16 protein-coding genes are annotated in these 16,982 nt (G+C 59.5%); 6 read left to right on the forward strand and 10 right to left on the reverse strand.

Going from position 1 to position 16,982, the window contains the following annotated elements:
- Positions 1 to 45 precede the first annotated feature (45 nt).
- Positions 46 to 267: an FmdB family zinc ribbon protein gene (locus BLV20_RS13320; protein WP_007931131.1), complete on the reverse strand. Its 222-nt coding sequence runs from the start codon at positions 265 to 267 to the stop codon at positions 46 to 48.
- A 259-nt stretch (positions 268 to 526) separates the two neighbouring features.
- The gene (locus BLV20_RS13325) at positions 527 to 1,000 is read right to left on the reverse strand and encodes a Dps family protein (RefSeq protein ID WP_092302147.1); all 474 of its coding nucleotides are present in this window, start codon (positions 998 to 1,000) and stop codon (positions 527 to 529) included.
- A 460-nt stretch (positions 1,001 to 1,460) separates the two neighbouring features.
- Between BLV20_RS13325 and BLV20_RS31930 the strand changes: the two genes are divergently transcribed.
- A complete protein-coding gene (locus tag BLV20_RS31930) occupies positions 1,461 to 2,066 on the forward strand; it encodes a cold-shock protein (RefSeq protein ID WP_092302148.1) in 606 nt (201 codons plus the stop codon).
- A 78-nt stretch (positions 2,067 to 2,144) separates the two neighbouring features.
- On the opposite strand, the gene BLV20_RS13335 is transcribed toward BLV20_RS31930, so the two are convergent.
- Both BLV20_RS13335 and BLV20_RS13340 read right to left on the reverse strand, forming a co-directional pair.
- A complete protein-coding gene (locus BLV20_RS13335) occupies positions 2,145 to 2,351 on the reverse strand; it encodes a SlyX family protein (RefSeq protein ID WP_092302150.1) in 207 nt (68 codons plus the stop codon).
- 3 nt (positions 2,352 to 2,354) lie between these two features.
- Positions 2,355 to 2,780, reverse strand: coding sequence for an HIT family protein (locus tag BLV20_RS13340; RefSeq protein ID WP_092302640.1), 426 nt, complete (start codon positions 2,778 to 2,780; stop codon positions 2,355 to 2,357).
- A 925-nt stretch (positions 2,781 to 3,705) separates the two neighbouring features.
- Here BLV20_RS13340 and BLV20_RS13345 point away from each other — a divergent pair.
- Complete coding sequence (locus BLV20_RS13345) at positions 3,706 to 5,052, forward strand: OprD family porin (RefSeq protein WP_092302152.1); 1,347 nt, start codon at positions 3,706 to 3,708, stop codon at positions 5,050 to 5,052.
- 137 nt (positions 5,053 to 5,189) lie between these two features.
- On the opposite strand, the gene BLV20_RS13350 is transcribed toward BLV20_RS13345, so the two are convergent.
- Together BLV20_RS13350 and BLV20_RS13355 are read right to left on the reverse strand one after the other, a co-directional pair.
- Complete coding sequence (locus BLV20_RS13350; RefSeq protein WP_092302154.1) at positions 5,190 to 6,029, reverse strand: mechanosensitive ion channel family protein; 840 nt, start codon at positions 6,027 to 6,029, stop codon at positions 5,190 to 5,192.
- A gap of 137 nt (positions 6,030 to 6,166) precedes the next feature.
- A complete protein-coding gene (locus BLV20_RS13355; protein WP_092302156.1) occupies positions 6,167 to 6,652 on the reverse strand; it encodes a YajQ family cyclic di-GMP-binding protein in 486 nt (161 codons plus the stop codon).
- Positions 6,653 to 6,797: 145 nt separating this feature from the next.
- Here BLV20_RS13355 and BLV20_RS13360 point away from each other — a divergent pair, with 145 nt between their 5' ends.
- Genes BLV20_RS13360 through BLV20_RS13370 form a run of 3 tightly spaced genes read left to right on the forward strand, consistent with a single transcriptional unit; the run spans position 6,798 to position 10,378 of the window.
- Positions 6,798 to 7,715, forward strand: a complete 918-nt coding sequence (locus BLV20_RS13360; RefSeq protein ID WP_092302158.1) for a putative 2-dehydropantoate 2-reductase — start codon at positions 6,798 to 6,800, stop codon at positions 7,713 to 7,715.
- Positions 7,716 to 7,760: 45 nt separating this feature from the next.
- On the forward strand, positions 7,761 to 9,791 hold the full coding sequence (locus tag BLV20_RS13365) for a sensor histidine kinase (RefSeq protein WP_092302159.1): 2,031 nt from the start codon (positions 7,761 to 7,763) through the stop codon (positions 9,789 to 9,791).
- 8 nt (positions 9,792 to 9,799) lie between these two features.
- Positions 9,800 to 10,378, forward strand: coding sequence for a cob(I)yrinic acid a,c-diamide adenosyltransferase (locus BLV20_RS13370; RefSeq protein ID WP_092302161.1), 579 nt, complete (start codon positions 9,800 to 9,802; stop codon positions 10,376 to 10,378).
- A gap of 69 nt (positions 10,379 to 10,447) precedes the next feature.
- On the opposite strand, the gene BLV20_RS13375 is transcribed toward BLV20_RS13370, so the two are convergent.
- From BLV20_RS13375 to secA, 4 genes are all read right to left on the reverse strand, one after another.
- Positions 10,448 to 11,386 (reverse strand): Nudix family hydrolase, encoded by a 939-nt coding sequence (locus BLV20_RS13375; protein ID WP_092302163.1) that lies wholly within the window; start codon positions 11,384 to 11,386, stop codon positions 10,448 to 10,450.
- Positions 11,383 to 12,015, reverse strand: coding sequence for a glutathione S-transferase (locus BLV20_RS13380; protein WP_092302165.1), 633 nt, complete (start codon positions 12,013 to 12,015; stop codon positions 11,383 to 11,385). The genes BLV20_RS13375 and BLV20_RS13380 overlap by 4 nt, the downstream gene beginning before the upstream one ends.
- A 115-nt stretch (positions 12,016 to 12,130) precedes the next feature.
- Positions 12,131 to 13,348: a bifunctional glutamate N-acetyltransferase/amino-acid acetyltransferase ArgJ gene (gene argJ / locus BLV20_RS13385; protein ID WP_092302167.1), complete on the reverse strand. Its 1,218-nt coding sequence runs from the start codon at positions 13,346 to 13,348 to the stop codon at positions 12,131 to 12,133.
- 123 nt (positions 13,349 to 13,471) lie between these two features.
- A complete protein-coding gene (gene secA / locus BLV20_RS13390) occupies positions 13,472 to 16,207 on the reverse strand; it encodes a preprotein translocase subunit SecA (protein ID WP_092302169.1) in 2,736 nt (911 codons plus the stop codon).
- A 306-nt stretch (positions 16,208 to 16,513) separates the two neighbouring features.
- On the opposite strand from secA, the gene BLV20_RS13395 reads away from it, so the two are divergent.
- Positions 16,514 to 16,969, forward strand: coding sequence for a DUF721 domain-containing protein (locus tag BLV20_RS13395; RefSeq protein WP_009050483.1), 456 nt, complete (start codon positions 16,514 to 16,516; stop codon positions 16,967 to 16,969).
- Positions 16,970 to 16,982 lie beyond the last annotated feature (13 nt).

Consider the following 16,982-nt stretch of genomic DNA (forward strand, 5'->3'; position numbering starts at 1 on the left):
CCTCGGGATACCGGATGGTGCAAGAGCTCGCGCGTGTCGTTCAACTTAATCAGCTTTGTCGCCACCGGCCAGATTCTTCTTGGCGCCGGTCTTGAAGTCGGTCTCATACCAGCCCGAACCGCTGAGGCGGAAACCTGGCATGGACAGCATTTTTTTCAGCTCGGGCGCCTGGCAGGCGGGGCAATCGACCAACGCAGGCGCGCTGATCTTTTGAATGGCTTCCAGCTGATGACCACAGGAAGCACATTGGTAGTCGTACATGGGCATGAGAGCGTCTCGGCGTACTTAACGTCTGTCTTAACCCGCGCCAAGGCCCGGGTTATATAGCAAAGAGCGGGATTATATCCATTAAATCGGCCCTGTGCAGCCGTATGACCGCACCAATGGACCGCTAGCCGTCAAAACCAAGCCGGGCGCCCCCGCCGCCCTATAGGGCCCATCGGCATTGAGCGTGAACCGCCTGATCGGCCAGTCACGCCTCATAAAAGCAAATGGCGCCGATAAAGACGCCATTCGGTCTGCGAGACTACTGCTCGCTCAACAGCGAGCGCAGCATCCAGGCGGTTTTTTCATGTACCTGCATCCGCTGGGTCAGCAAGTCCGCAGTGGGTTCGTCGCTGACCTTGTCGATGATCGGAAAGATGCTACGAGCGGTACGGGTCACAGCCTCCTGCCCCGCCACCAGTTGCTTGATCATCTCTTCGGCGCTCGGTACGCCCTCTTCTTCCTTGATCGAAGACAGACGCGCATAGATGGAATAGGCACCGGGCGCCGGAAAGCCCAGTGCGCGGATACGCTCGGCGATCAGGTCCACCGCCAGCGCCAGCTCGTTGTATTGCTCTTCGAACATCAGATGCAGCGTACGAAATTGCGGACCTGTGACGTTCCAGTGGAAATTGTGGGTTTTCAGATACAGCACATAAGTATCTGAAAGCAGGCGAGAGAGACCTTCCACGATGGATTTGCGATCTTCTGCGCTGATACCGATATCGATTGCCATGTCTATCTCCGTTAACACATTGAATTCAACAGATCAGGTACCGGACCACTCTAGCAAGACTGCTCAGTACCCGCAGCCCGGAGCTGCCTGAGTTGCTGCGACAGCATGCTCCCCGAGCGGGCGACCCGGCTCCCGCAAGGAAAGCCCACGCTCGTTGTGACCCGCCTGAAGAGCCGCCGTTCCGGTTTTTTGGGAAGCTGGCTCTCTAGAACAAGGCTTTGCCCGATTGTCCGGTATTCCTTAAAGACACTCAGGGCATTCTCCTTCCATCCGGCCGCAGCGCTTGATTTGAGAAGGCCTGGGCTTTGCTGTTAAATAGAGGCCGTGTCGTTGTTGCCTATTCCTCGGCCTCAGCGCATAGGCTGATCCCGCGCACGTGCCCACCGCCTCCCATTGTTCAGAAGCGAACCGTGCACGCTCAGCTCTTCCTTGTGATCCGTCTTAACGTGAGTTCATTAAAATGTTGAAAATCGTCCACCTGCTAACGGGCGCAGCAGCCTTGCTGCTGTCCTTTATCCCTAGCCTGAGAGCCGAAGCCGTTCCCTTCCTGCAACAACCCGATGCTCTTTACCTGGCCTTTTTCGGCCTGCTCAACCTGACACTGGCTCCAGTTATCCCCTACTGGAACAAAGGCCCGCGTCACCAACTGCAAAACCTGGTCAGTGCACTTCTGGTGCTGGCGGTGGTCTTGCAGACCTTGACCCTGCTGGCACCGATGCCGGTTATCGCAGGTCAACCGGCTGTTCTGTTCAGCCTGCTGACCGCAGCGCTTGCCGTTCTTCTGCACCTGGCTGTCAGCTTCTACAAATCGTCTCCTTCGGCCAGTACTTCGCAAACCTACGACATGAGCAATCGCGATACCGGCACCGTCAAGTGGTTCAACACCTCCAAGGGTTTCGGCTTCATCTCTCGCGACTCCGGCGATGACATCTTCGTGCATTTCCGTGCCATCCGTGGCGAAGGCCATCGCGTTCTGGTCGAAGGCCAGCGCGTGGAGTTCTCCGTCATGAATCGCGACAAGGGCCTGCAAGCCGAAGACGTGATCGCAGCATTGCCGCGTCGCTGATTCGCCCATAAAAAAAACCGCGATGCAGCCTGGCTGCTCGCGGTTTTTTATTGCCTGAATGGCAAGGCCAAGCGGCGCTCAGTAATGCGGCGGCGGAGCCTCTTCTTCGAATGACTCGAACTGCCCCACCATTTCCTCCTGACGCTTGAGCAAGGCGGCCATTTGCAGCTGCAGACGCTCGACCACCCGCTGCTGCTCTACCAGCACGTCGTTCAGCGCTTGAATGGTGTCATCCTGAAAAGCCAATCGGCTCTCCAGATCGGTTACCCGCTCTTCCAGCTTCATGACTCAGCCCTCCAGGAACTTGAAATCATCAGTCAGGACCAATCGTAACCGCTCACGAATCGCGGCCACCTGTTCGGCGTTATAAGGCTTGGCAGGCAACTTGCCCCATACCGGAGCAGGCCAGGCCGCATCGTCACGCTTGCGGACGATAACGTGCATGTGCAATTGGCTGACGACATTACCCAAGGTCGCCACATTCAACTTGTCCGCATCGAACGAGTCTTTAAGCAACTCCGCCAGCGCCGTGGTTTCTCGCCATAGTTGCTGCTGGTCCGCGTCATCCAATTGAAACAATTCGCTGATATCTTCCCGGCGCGGTACCAGGATGAACCACGGGTAGTTGGAATCGTTGGACAACAGCAGCCGGCAGAGGGGGAAATCCCCAATAGGCAATGTGTCTTGTTGAAGTCGTGGATCTAAAGCGAACACCGCGCGCACTCCCGCTCAGCTCATCAAGTTTCAGCTTAGCGAACGCCATGACCGGCTGCCCGCCAAGCGACAGAACGGCAGCATACCTGCGAAAGCTCTTCCGTTCATCGCTCTGCTGCACAGACCTGCGCCTCGACATTCATCCTCGATACCCGCAGCAAAGCGCCCTGGCTTGGAACACTTTTCCAGCAAACCGCACCATGACTGAACGAAGCGCATGAAAAACAACAAGGAAACGCATGCAAACCTCTTCCTTACGCATCCTTCAGCACTCAGCGCCAGGTGATTGATTTGAGTCATATGAAGAAGTTTTTGCACCAAAACCGTACAGGGCGTCTACGCTCAGTGCGTTGACCATCCGCCATCTACTCACTCGGCAGGGTGAACCGGTAACGTTTTGGAATGTCGTGTGTTTTTTTCCAAGGATCAACACCAGGAGGACAGGGAACGTCAAGCCCAAACAAAACGACCTTAAAACCCGTGTTTTATGAGGTTTTTACAGCCTGAAGGGCTATCGCCGAAAAAAAATCGGTGCCTTTGCGTTTTGTGCACGCTTGTTGCATTAACACCCACATTGTCTCCAGAGAGGCCATCGGAATAAGGCCGCTCCAGAGACTAATAACAATAGTGGCAGGGCTGCCCCATGGAGATTTGACTGCTTGACCAAAGTTCTTTTTGTTCCTGGTTCAAGCCTTCGAAAACAGCGCTGAAGTTGTCAGTCCGGATACATGCGGACTGCGGATTTGCGACATTGACCGAGCATTTTGCGACAGGGTCGTAAAGAAGCTGAAAGGACTGATACGCAAGTATCGCCAACATTGTCGGCGTGATATAAGTTTGCGCCGACACAAAAAGAAAGAGCCGCCCAGATAATAAAACAGGTGGGACGGCAGTACTCTTCTAAAAACCAAAGGAGCAAATCACGATGCGCGTGATGAAGTGGAGCATGATCGCACTGGCCGTTGCTGCAGCCGCCAGTACCCAGGTAGCTATGGCCGCACCTTTCGTAAGCGACCAATCTGAAGCAAAGGGCTTTGTTGAAGACGCCAAGTTCGACGTATTGCTGCGGAACTATTACTTTAACCGTGACAACAAAGACCACTCCAACGATCAGAAAGACTGGACTCAAGGTATCTGGGGCAACTTCAGCTCCGGTTACACCCAAGGCACCGTAGGCGTCGGCGTCGATGCGTTCGGTTATCTGGCGATCAAACTGGACGGTGGCGACGGCACTGGCGGCACCGGCAACATGAGCCGCGACTCCGATGGCGACGTCAACGACAGCCAGGGCAAAGCAGGCGCAGCTGTCAAATTCCGCGTCTCCAAAACCGAGCTGAAAGCCGGTGACATGCAGCCAAGCACCTCCCCAGTATTCGCAGTTGGCGGCTCCCGGATCCTTCCTCAAACTGCCAGCGGTTTCCAACTGCAAAGCAGTGAGATCAAAAACCTTGATCTGGAAGCCGGTCACTTCTACTCGGCCACCAGCCAGGACCGAAATGCCCGTGATGGCGGCCTGTACGCTAACTATGCTGGCGTGGAAGCCAACACCATCGACTACTTCGGTGGCAAGTACGGCATCACCGACAACCTGAGCGCATCGCTGTACGGCTCCAAGCTGGAAGACATCTGGAACCAGTACTACGCCAACCTGAACTACACCATCCCAATGGGTGGCGATCAGTCGCTGAACCTGGACGGTAACATCTACCGCACCACTGACTCCGGCAGCGCCAAGGCTGGTGATATCAGCAACACCACGTTCTCCCTGGCAGCTGCTTTCTCGTTCCTGAGAGCGCACACCGTTACCCTCGCTTTCCAGAAGGTCAACGGTGATACCCCGTTTGACTACATCGGTGTGGGCAAGAACAACCGTGGCGGCGACTCGATCTTCCTCGCCAACTCCATCCAGTACTCTGACTTCAACGGCCCGAACGAGAAGTCCGCACAGATCCGTTACGATCTGAAAATGGCCGAGTACGGCATTCCTGGTCTGAGCTTCATGACCCGCTATGTCAAAGGCTGGGATATCGATGGCACCGGTCTGGCTGCCAACAGCATGTACCGTAATAAAGACACCGGTGCTCCGCTGTACGGTGCCGATGGCAAACACAACGAGACCAACTTCGAAGCCAAGTACGTTGTTCAGTCTGGCCCGGCAAAAGATCTCTCCTTCCGCGTTCGTCAAGCTTGGCACTTCGCTAACAGCGACCAAGGTGAAGGCGATATCAAAGAGTTCCGCCTGATCGTCGACTACCCACTGTCGATCTTGTAATAGCGGTTACTTAGCAAGTTAATAAAAAGGCCCATCGAACGATGGGCCTTTTTCTATTGGGAGCCAGCAACTCGCTGAGCTCCGATTAAAAGCTTGACCATTCGATCAAGCTTTCCACTCTATCCGCCACTATTTACTCAAACAGCCGCTTCCTGAACCACACGAATCACTCGCTGTGGGAACGGAATATCAATACCCGCTTCCTTCAAGCGATCACGGGACAACTCGTTGAAGCGGAACATCACGTCCCAGTAATCCGCAGTCTTCACCCAAACACGCAGCGAAAGAGTAATGGCGCTGTCACCCAGCATGGAAACCACCGCGACGGGTTCCGGATCGGCCAGCACACGCTCGTCCTTGGCCAGATCCAGCAAAACTTCACGGGCTTTTTGCAGATCAGCCTCGTAGTTCACGCCGACATCGAAGATCACTTTACGGGTCAGCTGGCGGTTGTGGTTGGTGATGATGCCGTTGGACAGGTTGCCGTTAGGCACGATGACAGTCTTGTTGTCACCAGTACGCAGCACCGTATGGAAGATCTGGATGCTATCGACCGTACCGCTGATGCCCTGGGCCTCGATCACGTCGCCGATGCGGAATGGGCGGAACAACAGAATCAGCACGCCACCGGCGAAGTTGGCCAGGCTGCCTTGCAGGGCCAGGCCAATGGCCAGGCCCGCCGCACCGATCGCGGCAACGAACGAAGTGGTTTCGACACCGATCATCGAGGCCACGCTGACAATCAGCAGCACCTTGAGAATGATGTTCGCCAGGCTGCTGATAAAACCCTGCAAAGCCTGGTCTGCATTACGCAACGCCAGCAGTTTGCCTACCTTCTGCGTCAGCCTGTTGATCAGCCACCAGCCGATGGCCAGCGTGATGACTGCCAGCAATACCCGACTACCGTATTCCATGATCATTGGAATCCAGGCTTGGGAAGCCTTGACCAGGTTGTCCACTTCAGCATTCAAATCCATCTATCTCTCCTGATTCCCGGCGGTCGGGCATACAAAAAACAAGGGCAGAACGAGCGAATCCACGCGGGCTCGGTCGTTTGTGCCCATTACTCGGGCCTCGGACGCCAATAACCGTGCGAGGTTCCCGAAAAACCCGATCAATCGCGGAAGTTGTTGAACTGCAGCGGCATGCCGAACTCTTTCGCACGCAGGGCTGCGATAGCTTCCTGCAAATCGTCGCGCTTCTTGCCGGTAACCCGTACCTGCTCACCCTGGATGGCTGCCTGGACCTTGAGCTTGGCGTCCTTGACGTGGGCAACAATCTTTTTCGCCAGTTCCTTGTCGATACCTTCCTTGAGGGTCGCTTCCTGCTTCATTACCTTGCCCGAAGCGTAAGCGTCCTTGACCTCAAGGCACTGCACATCGATCTTGCGCTTGACCAGCGCCAGCTTGAGGATCTCGATCATCGCTTCCAGCTGGAATTCGGCTTCCGCGGTCAGGTTGACGGTGAGTTCCTTTTCCTTGAACTCGAAGCTGCCCTTGCCCTTCAAGTCATAGCGGCGGTCCAGCTCCTTGACGGCGTTTTCCACGGCGTTGGTGACTTCGTGTTTGTCCAGTTCGGATACCACGTCGAACGACGGCATGTAATTTCTCCAATAAAAAAGGGGCGCAGCTCGATAAAGATGGAGCACGCCCGGTTTGCGGTTAAAATCCGGGCTCATTATAACGGGTCTTTCCCCTCCTTCACTGCGAGCCGCGCATGCGCCTGCCAAACCGAGCACAACGCTGATGTCGACTACCTGGCACATTCTGGGCGCAGGCAGCCTCGGCACCCTGTGGGCGACACGCCTGGCCCGCGCCGGCTTGCCGGTACGCCTGATCCTGCGCGATCAGGCCCGCCTGCAGGCCTATCAGGCCACGGGGGGGCTGACACTGGTGGAGCAGGGGCAGGCCAGTTTTCATGCCATTCCCGGCGAAACCGTCGACAACCCTGAACCCATTGCCCGCCTGCTGGTGGCCTGCAAGGCCTATGACGCGCAGCAGGCTGTCAGCCAGCTGGCTGCGCGCCTGGCCCCCGATGCAGAGCTGATCCTGCTGCAGAACGGCCTGGGCAGCCAGGACGCCGTGGCTGCCCAGGTTCCACAGGCCCGCTGCATTTGTGCCTCGAGCACCGAAGGCGCGTTTCGCGATGGTGACTGGCGCGTGGTGTTCGCCGGCCACGGCTACACCTGGCTGGGAGACGCCAGCCACCCGGCCCCACCGCTCTGGCTCGACGAACTGAGCGCCAGCGGCATTCCCCACGAATGGAGCGCCGATATCCTGACCCGCCTCTGGCGCAAGCTCGCGCTCAACTGCGCGATCAACCCACTGACGGTCCTGCATGATTGCCGCAACGGCGGCCTGCTGGAGCATCATTGCGAAGTGGCAATGCTCTGCGTCGAGCTGACCGAACTGCTGGAACGTTGCGGCCAGCCCGTCGCGGCCCAAAACCTGCAGCAGGAGGTGGAGCGGGTAATCCAGGCAACCGCCGCCAATTACTCGTCCATGTACCAGGACGTCGCCAGCCGGCGCAGAACCGAAATCAGCTATTTATTGGGGCATGCCTGCGACATGGCCGCCAGGCACCAACTGAAGCTCCCCAACCTCAGCCGCCTGCGCCGGCTATTGGTAGAACACCTGCAACAGCGCGGATTGCCCAGCGACTGAGCAGCGGCTACGCTGCCCACGTGTTCCTCTCTAGCGACGTCCCCGATGCCATTGCGCCAGCGCCTTGAAAACCTGCCGGTCGGCCAAAAACTGCTGGCAGCCCTGCTCGTCCTGCTGACTACCGTGTTACTGGTTGCCAACCTGACCTTCATCAGCGCCGCTTACTGGATCTCGCAGGAAAGCATGGCGCCGCAAGCCTTGCAGACCATTGGCCGGCTGGTATCCAACCCGACCCTGGCCGCACAAGCGCTGGACTCGCCACAAAACGCCGAGAAACTGCTCAACGAGCTCAACAGCTACTCGCCCCTGCGCGCCGCAGCGATCTATGACAGCAAGGGCGCGCGCCTGGCCCAGCTGCAACATGGCGAACACCTGACGCTGCCAGAGCGCTATCGGCATATCGAAGCCTGGCAACTGACCGAGTTTCGCAGCAACCAGATCATCGCCCTGCCCCGCGCCGGCCAGCCTCCTGGCCATCTGTTGCTGGTGGCCAGCAGCGAACTGCCGATGGCCTTCTACACCGGCACCCTGACTGCAAGCCTGGGCATCCTGATCTTCAGTGTGCTGCTGTGGCTGATCATTGCCCGGCAGATCAAACGGTTGATCACCCAGCCCATCCATCAGCTGGAAGAACTGTCCCGGCAAGTGACCCGCGAGGAAAACTATTCCCTGCGCGCCGCCCGCGGCAACCATGACGAGATCGGTAGCCTCGCCGAGGCGTTCAACACCATGCTGTCTCGCATCGAAGCACGAGAACAGCAGCTCAAGCGCGCCCGAGACGACTCCCAGGCCGCCTATGACCAGGCCCAGGGCCTGGCTGAAGAAACCCGCCACACCAATCGCAAACTGGAACTGGAAGTCCAGGTGCGCAGCAAGATCGAAAAGAAACTCACCGGCTTCCAGAACTACCTCAACAGCATCATCGACTCGATGCCCTCGGCCTTGATCGCCCTGGACGAGCAGCTCTATGTCACCCAATGGAACCAGGAGGCCAGCGCTCTCTCGGGAACCCGCCTGGACGAGGCGCTGAATCAGCCGATCTTCCTCGCCTTCGAACCGCTCAAGCCGTTCCTGCCGCAACTCAAGGAAACCGTGGAGCAACATACGGTCACCAAGGTCGAGCGAGTCACCTGGGTCAAGGATGACGAGGCCCGGCATTACGCCCTCACGTTCTACCCCCTGATGGGAGGGGCCGGGCGTGGCGTGGTGATCCGTATCGACGACATCACCCAGCGCCTGTCCCTGGAAGAAATGATGGTGCAGTCGGAAAAAATGCTCTCGGTTGGCGGCCTGGCCGCCGGCATGGCCCATGAAATCAATAACCCGCTCGGGGCCATCCTGCACAACGTGCAGAACATTCGCCGGCGCCTGTCCCCCGATCTGCCGAAGAACCTGGAGCATGCCGAACAACTGGGCATCGAGCTGGAAACCGTCAACCGCTACCTGCAAAGCCGCGAAGTGCCGCAACTGCTCGACGGCATTCAGCAGGCCGGCGCCCGGGCGGCGAAAATCGTGACCCACATGCTCAGTTTCAGCCGGCGCAGCAACCGGCAAATGGCGCCCTGCGACCTGCCGGCGTTGATCGACCAGGCCGTGGAGATTGCCAGCAACGACTTCGACCTGGCCATAGGCTTCGACTTCAAGGGCCAGGCCATCATCCGTCAGTTCGACCCTCAGCTAGGCCCGGTCCCCGGTACCGCCAACGAACTGGAGCAGGTCCTGCTCAACTTGCTGAAAAACGCCGCCCAGGCCATTCACCAGCGCGTGGACGACAGCGAACCCGGGCGTATCATCCTGCGCACCCGGCTGAACCCGCCCTGGGCGGAAATCCAGGTCGAGGACAACGGTATCGGCATGACGGAAAACGTGCGCAAACGAACCTTCGAGCCGTTCTTCACCACCAAGGAAATCGGCCAGGGTACCGGCCTCGGGCTGTCGGTTTCATACTTCATCATCACCAACAACCACAAAGGCCAGATGGAAGTGCAGTCGACGCAGGGCCAAGGCACTTGCTTCACCTTGCGCTTGCCATTGGCGGGCAGTCAGCCGCCACCGCTGGAACATTCCCCACTGTAGAGGTAAGCATGGGCTTTCGCTTGTCGAAGATTTACACCCGCACCGGCGACAAAGGCGAAACCGGGCTGGGTGATGGGCGCCGGGTTCCCAAGGACCATCCGCGGGTCGAGGCCATTGGCGAAGTCGATACGCTGAATAGCCAATTGGGGCTGCTGTTGGCCGGCCTGGCTGAACAGCGTCTTGAGCATTCGGGGCTGCAAGAACTGATCGATGTCCTGGCACCTTGCCAACATCGACTGTTCGACCTGGGCGGCGAATTGGCGATGCCTGCGTACAAGGCACTCGATATCGCGGAAATCGAACGCCTGGAAGCCGCCATCGATACCTGGAACGAAGAGCTGGGGCCGCTGGAGAATTTCATTCTGCCGGGCGGTTCCGCCCTGATCGCCCAGGCCCATGTCTGCCGCAGCCTGGCGCGCAGCGCCGAGCGACGCTGCCAGCATCTGAATGCCGTGGAGCCGCTGGAAGGCGTCGGCCTGGCCTATATCAATCGCCTGTCCGACTTGTTGTTCGTGGCGGCGCGCCTGATTGCCAGGCGCCAGGGTGTTGCCGAGATTCTCTGGCAGGCGGCGGCGAAACCCGAATAGCGGGCGATTGAGGTCCGCTGAAGGCCAGCCTGGCCGCCTCTGTACCAGCGGACAGGCTGGCGAATGCCCTCAGGGCCAGAACGCGCGAATCCCCGCCACCCCTTGCGCGCCGGCTTGCCAGGCCTGCTCGCGCTGGTCCGGACCGACGCCGCCCAGCAGGTAGACCGGCTTGTTGAAACCACCGATCAATTGCGCGGCCTGCTCCCAGCCCAATGGCTGCGCGCCAGGGTGGGTCTGGGTCGGCTGGACGGGCGATAGCGTCACGAAGTCCACGTCCATCTGCTGCGCCAGCGACAGCTCTTCAGCATCATGGCAGGATGCCGCCAGCCAACGTTCCTTACCAAAAGGCCGTCCGGCGCTGGCGTATTTGCGCAGCTGCGCCGAGGTGATGTGCCAGCCCGCCGACGGGAAATCGCCCAGCCATTCGAACGGCCCCTTGAGCATCAATTGCGCCTTGCCCGCACACAGGCCTACCGCATCCACCGCCAAGTCGCGGTATTGCGGGTCGTAGCCGTTGGGCGCGCGCAGCTGGATCAACTTGATGCCCCCGGCGATGGCTTTCTGCATGCCTCGCAACAGCGCCGGTGTTTCCAGGCCTTCCGGGGTAATCAAGTAGTCGCTGGGCAAACGTGCCGCTGCCACGATCGGCTGGTTGGCCGCCGGGAACTCGTAGTTTTCCAATTCACGGGCCGTGACCCAGGCCAACGGCTGGCCCTCGGCGCCATGAGGCTCGCCGGTAAAACCGCTGACTTCCCAGACATCCAGCAAGACCTGCTTGTCCGAGTAATCATGCTGGACCTTGATCAGCGGCCGCGCCTCGGACACCAGGATGCCCAGCTCCTCCTGCAGCTCACGGGTCAGCGCCGCCGCCACCGCTTCGCCCGCCTCGACCTTGCCGCCGGGAAACTCCCAGAGACCGCCCTGATGCTGGGTATCGGCGCGTCGGGCAATCAGAATCTTGCCGTTGGCATCGCGGATAACAGCCGCCGCCACATGTACTCGTTTCACCGCACTGCTTCCTCTAAACCGGCTTTCTGCCAGGCCTTGAAGGCTGGCCATTGATAAATCGTTTCCACATACGCCGCGTCGACAGCCGGCAGCGCCACCCGATAGGTGCGCAGGCGCACGGCGACGGGCGCGAAAAAGGCATCTGCCAGGCTGACCGGGCCAAACAGGAAAGGGCCTGGTTCGGCCGCGGCCGCACGACACTCGGCCCACAGCGCCAGCATCCGCTCGATATCGGCCTGGGCCTCGGGTGGCATGGGCGACAGCGCGGCATCGCGGCTCAGGTCGAATGGCAGGTTGCCGCGCAGGCCGAAGAAACCGCTGTGCATCTGCGCACAGGCGGAGCGAGCCTGGGCTCGAGCGGCGACGTCACACGGCCAAAGCGCGGCCTCGGGAAACCGCTCGACCAGATACTCGGCAATCGCCAGCGAGTCGGCGATGGTGCCGTGCTCGGTCTTCAGCAGCGGGACCTTGCCGGTCGGCGAATGCTTGAGGATCAGCTCGCGGGTATCGGGCTGATTCAGCCTGATGAGTTCTTCGGTGTAAGTCGCGCCAGCCAGTTCAAGCGCCAGGGCGGCGCGCAGCGACCAGGAGGAGTAAAGCTTGTCGCCGATGATCAGGTGAAGATTCATGTCGGGCACCTTTCAGAGGGGATGGAGGCCCTAGGCCTCCATCGCGAGCAGGCTCGCTCCTACACGTGATGCATCGCGTCCATGTAGAAGCGGTTTGCTCGCCGTAGCGATGAAGTCAGGTACGGTATTCCGCGTTGATTTTCACGTACTCGTGGGACAGGTCGGTGGTCCAGATGGTTTCGCTGCAATCGCCGCGACCCAGTTCGATACGGATGGTGATTTCTTCCTGCTGCATCACCGCCGCGCCCAGGGCTTCGGTGTAGCTGGCAGCACGCGCACCACGGCTGGCGATACACACTTCGCCGAGGAAGACGTCGATCTTGCTCACGTCCAGGTCCGGCACGCCGGCACGGCCAACGGCGGCCAGGATACGCCCCCAGTTCGGATCGGAAGCGAACAGCGCGGTCTTGATCAATGGCGAGTGCGCCACGGTGTAGCCGACGTCCAGGCATTCCTGGTGATTGCCGCCGCCGTTGACTTCGACCGTCACGAACTTGGTCGCGCCTTCGCCGTCACGCACGATGGCCTGGGCCACTTCCATGCACACTTCGAATACTGCCTGCTTCAACGCCGCGAACAGCGGGCCGCTGGCTTCGGTGATTTCTGGCAGGGCGGCCTGGCCAGTGGCGATCAGCATGCAGCAGTCGTTGGTGGAGGTATCTCCGTCGATGGTGATGCGGTTGAACGACTTGTTGGCGCCGTCCAGCAGCAGGTTTTGCAACACCTCACGGGAGACTTTGGCGTCAGTGGCAATGTAGCCGAGCATGGTCGCCATGTTCGGACGAATCATGCCCGCCCCCTTGCTGATGCCAGTGACCGTGATGGTCACGCCATCATGCTGGAATTGGCGGCTGGCGCCCTTGGGCAGGGTGTCGGTGGTCATGATGCCGGTAGCGGCGGCTGCCCAGTTGTCCACGGACAGATCGTCCAGTGCGGCTTGGAGCGCGCCTTCGATCTTTTCGACGGGCAGTGGCTCGCCGATTACGCCGGTGGAATATGGCAGTACGGCGCTGGCATCGACGCCCGTCAGCTCGGCCAGCTTGGCGCACGTACGGGTCGCGGCGGCCAGGCCTGGCTCACCGGTGCCGGCGTTGGCGTTGCCGGTGTTGGTCAGCAGGTAACGCACAGGACCTTGCACACGCTGCTTGGCCAGGATCACCGGAGCGGCGCAGAACGCGTTCAAGGTGAACACACCGGCCACCGTAGAACCTTCGGCACAGCGCATGACCACAACATCCTTGCGCCCGGGGCGCTTGATGCCCGCCGAAGCGATACCGAGTTCAAAACCGGCAACCGGGTGCAACGTTGGCAAAGGACCAAGACCAACAGCCATGAATGCGCTCCTCTTTAACGTGATGTGCGCACTGCCGTCGCAAAAGGCAGTGCTGCGAATGGAAAAACGCCGCGACGGCTGATGCCGGTCGCGGCGCGGGTATTTCAGTGTCTGGCGGAAATCTTAGTTGATCTGGCCATGACAGTGTTTGTACTTCTTGCCCGAACCGCAGTAGCACAGTTCGTTGCGGCCCAGTTTCTGCTCGTTGCGCACTGGAGCCGAGGCCAGGGCCACGTCGACCCCCTCTTCCAGCGCTTCCGGCTGATTCAGGCCTGGAGCTTCAGCGTGCTCGAACTGCATGCGCTGGGCCAGTGCCTCGGCTTCCTGACGCAGGCGCGCCTCTTCCTCGACCGGGTCCTCGCGGCGAACCTGAACGTGTGACAGCACACGGATCGAGTCGCGCTTGATGGAGTCCAGCAGCTCGGAGAACAGGGTGAACGACTCGCGCTTGTATTCCTGCTTCGGGTTCTTCTGCGCATAGCCACGCAGGTGAATACCGTGGCGCAGGTGATCCATGGTCGACAGGTGATCTTTCCACAGGTCGTCCAGCACACGCAGAACGATTTGTTTCTCGAAGCTGCGCAGTGCTTCGGCACCGGCCTGGTCTTCTTTCTCGTTGTACGCCGCCACCAGCTCGTTCAGCAGCTTCTCGCGCAGGGTTTCTTCGTACAGGTGATCGTCTTCGTCGAGCCACTGCTGGATCGGCAGGGTCACGCCGAAATCGCTCTGCAGCGCAGCCTCCAGGCCAGCCACGTCCCACTGCTCAGGCAGCGACTGAGGCGGAATGTGCGCGCTGACGGTGGCGTTGAGCACGTCCTGGCGGAAATCGGAGATGGTTTCGCCGATGTTGTCCGCGGCCAGCAACGTGTTACGCATGTGATAGATCACTTTACGCTGTTCGTTGTTGACGTCGTCGAACTCGAGCAATTGCTTGCGAATGTCGAAGTTGCGGCCTTCTACCTTGCGCTGGGCCTTTTCGATCGCGTTGGTCACCATGCGGTGCTCGATCGCTTCGCCGGACTGCATGCCCAGGGCTTTCATGAAGTTCTTCACCCGGTCCGAGGCGAAGATACGCATCAGGCTGTCTTCCAGGGACAGGTAGAAACGGCTGGAACCGGCGTCGCCCTGACGACCGGCGCGACCACGCAGCTGGTTGTCGATACGGCGCGATTCGTGACGCTCGGATGCAATCACTTGCAGGCCGCCGGACTCGAGTACCTGCTGGTGGCGCTTCTGCCAGTCGGCCTTGATCTGGGCGATCTGCTCTGGCGTCGGGTTTTCCAGGGAGGAAACTTCAACTTCCCAGTTGCCGCCCAGCAGAATGTCGGTACCACGACCGGCCATGTTGGTGGCGATGGTCAAGGCGCCTGGACGACCCGCCTGGGCAATGATTTCCGCTTCTTTTTCGTGGAACTTGGCGTTCAGGACCTTGTGTTCGATGCCTTCCTTGCTGAGCAGGTTGGAAACGTGCTCGGAAGTCTCGATGGTCGCGGTGCCGACCAGGATCGGGCGGCCTTGGGCCATGCCTTCCTTGATGTCGTTGATGATCGCCGCGTACTTCTCTTCGGCGGTCAGGAACACCAGGTCGTTGTAGTCCTTGCGCGCCAGCGGCTTGTTTGGCGGGATGACCACCACCGACAGGCCATAGATCTGATGGAATTCGAACGCTTCGGTGTCCGCGGTACCGGTCATGCCGGACAGCTTGGTATACAGGCGGAAGTAGTTCTGGAACGTGGTCGATGCCAGGGTCTGGCTTTCGGCCTGGATATTCAGGCTTTCCTTGGCCTCGATGGCCTGGTGCAGGCCTTCGGACAAACGGCGGCCCGGCATGGTACGGCCGGTGTGTTCGTCGACCAGGACCACCTGGCCGTCCTGCACGATGTACTCGACGTTGCGATGGAACAGCTTGTGCGCGCGCAGGCCGGCATACACGTGGGTCAGCAGGCCCAGGTTGTGCGCCGAATACAGGCTCTCGCCCTCGGCCAGCAGGCCGACGCGGGTCAGCATTTCTTCGATGTACTGGTGACCGGCTTCGTTCAGCTCGACCTGACGGGTCTTCTCGTCGATGGTGAAATGGCCAGCCTTGGTGACTTCGCCTTCCACTTCCTCGATGTGCTGTTCGAGCTGCGGGATCAGCTTGTTGATTTCGGTGTAGAGCTTGGAGCTGTCTTCGGCCTGGCCGGAGATGATCAGCGGGGTACGGGCTTCGTCGATCAGGATCGAGTCGACTTCGTCGATCACGGCAAAATTGAGCTCGCGCTGGAACTTGTCTTCCATGCTGAAAGCCATGTTGTCGCGCAGGTAGTCGAAACCGAATTCGTTGTTGGTGCCGTAGGTGATGTCGGCGGCGTAAGCCGCGCGTTTTTCTTCTGGCGGCTGGAACGGTGTGACGACACCGACAGTCAAGCCGAGGAATTCATACAGAGGACGCATCCAGTTGGCGTCGCGGCGGGCCAGATAGTCGTTCACCGTGACCACGTGCACGCCCTTGCCGGACAGTGAATTGAGGTAAACGCCCAGTGTTGCCACCAGGGTCTTGCCTTCACCGGTACGCATCTCGGCGATCTTGCCTTCATGCAAGGTCATGCCGCCGATCAACTGTACGTCGAAGTGGCGCATACCCATGACCCGCTTACCGGCTTCGCGGGCGACCGCAAAGGCTTCGGGAAGCAGTTTGTCGAGGGTTTCACCTTTGGCTATGCGGGCCTTGAACTCGTCGGTCTTGGCGCGCAACTGATCGTCCGAAAGGGCCACCATTTGCTCTTCGAAGGCATTGACGATCTGTACCGTCTTGAGCATGCGTTTGACTTCACGCTCGTTCTTGCTTCCAAAAAGTTTCTTTAACAAAGGCGCAAACATATCGGCAGGATCTTCCACACATAGGGATGGAGGGCGGCCCCGTGAGTCGCCCGTGCAGCCCTCATGGCCGCATGCGAACGAGCATTCTACCCGGAAACGATGGTGAGGAAAGTGGCGTTATTCCACGATGCTGGTACAGCGCTGTGACGGGGCTTCTTTACAATAAGGCCTTTTTTGCCAGTTTCAACCCGGACGAGTACGAAGTTAACCGTTGATTTAATAGATAAAGCCTCGCCCCGGCGATGAACGAGGTGTGGCCAACGCTTTCTGCTACCATGGCGGCTCTGTAACTTCAGGTGTCTGATCATGGCATTTCGCCCTCTTACGGCCAGAGCACCCGCCGTACTCCTTCGCGAAGCCAAGCCCCTCAAAGCCATACTCGGCCACGCCCAGCGCCTTGCGCATTTGCAGCGCTTGCTGGAAAGCCAGTTGCAACCGGCTGCGCGCGAACACTGTCACGTTGCCTCCTGGCGCGAAGGCAGCCTGTTGCTGATTGTCACCGATGGCCACTGGGCAACGCGTCTGCGCTATCAGCAAAAACGCTTGCAACGTCAGCTTTTGGAATTCAATGAGTTCAATAATCTGACGCGGATTCTGTTCAAGGTGCAGCCTCCCACGGTGCAACGCGGCGCGACCGGCCACACCATGGACCTGTCGAGCAATGCCGCCGAGACCATTCAGGCCACTGCCGACGGCATCACCGATCCCAATCTGCGTGCCGCCCTGGAGCGCCTGGCCAGCCACGCCAAATCAAGGACGTGACGGGCCAGTCGGC

Source organism: Pseudomonas sp. NFIX28 (genome assembly GCF_900107395.1).
In the GTDB taxonomy this organism is placed as follows: Bacteria; Pseudomonadota; Gammaproteobacteria; order Pseudomonadales; family Pseudomonadaceae; genus Aquipseudomonas.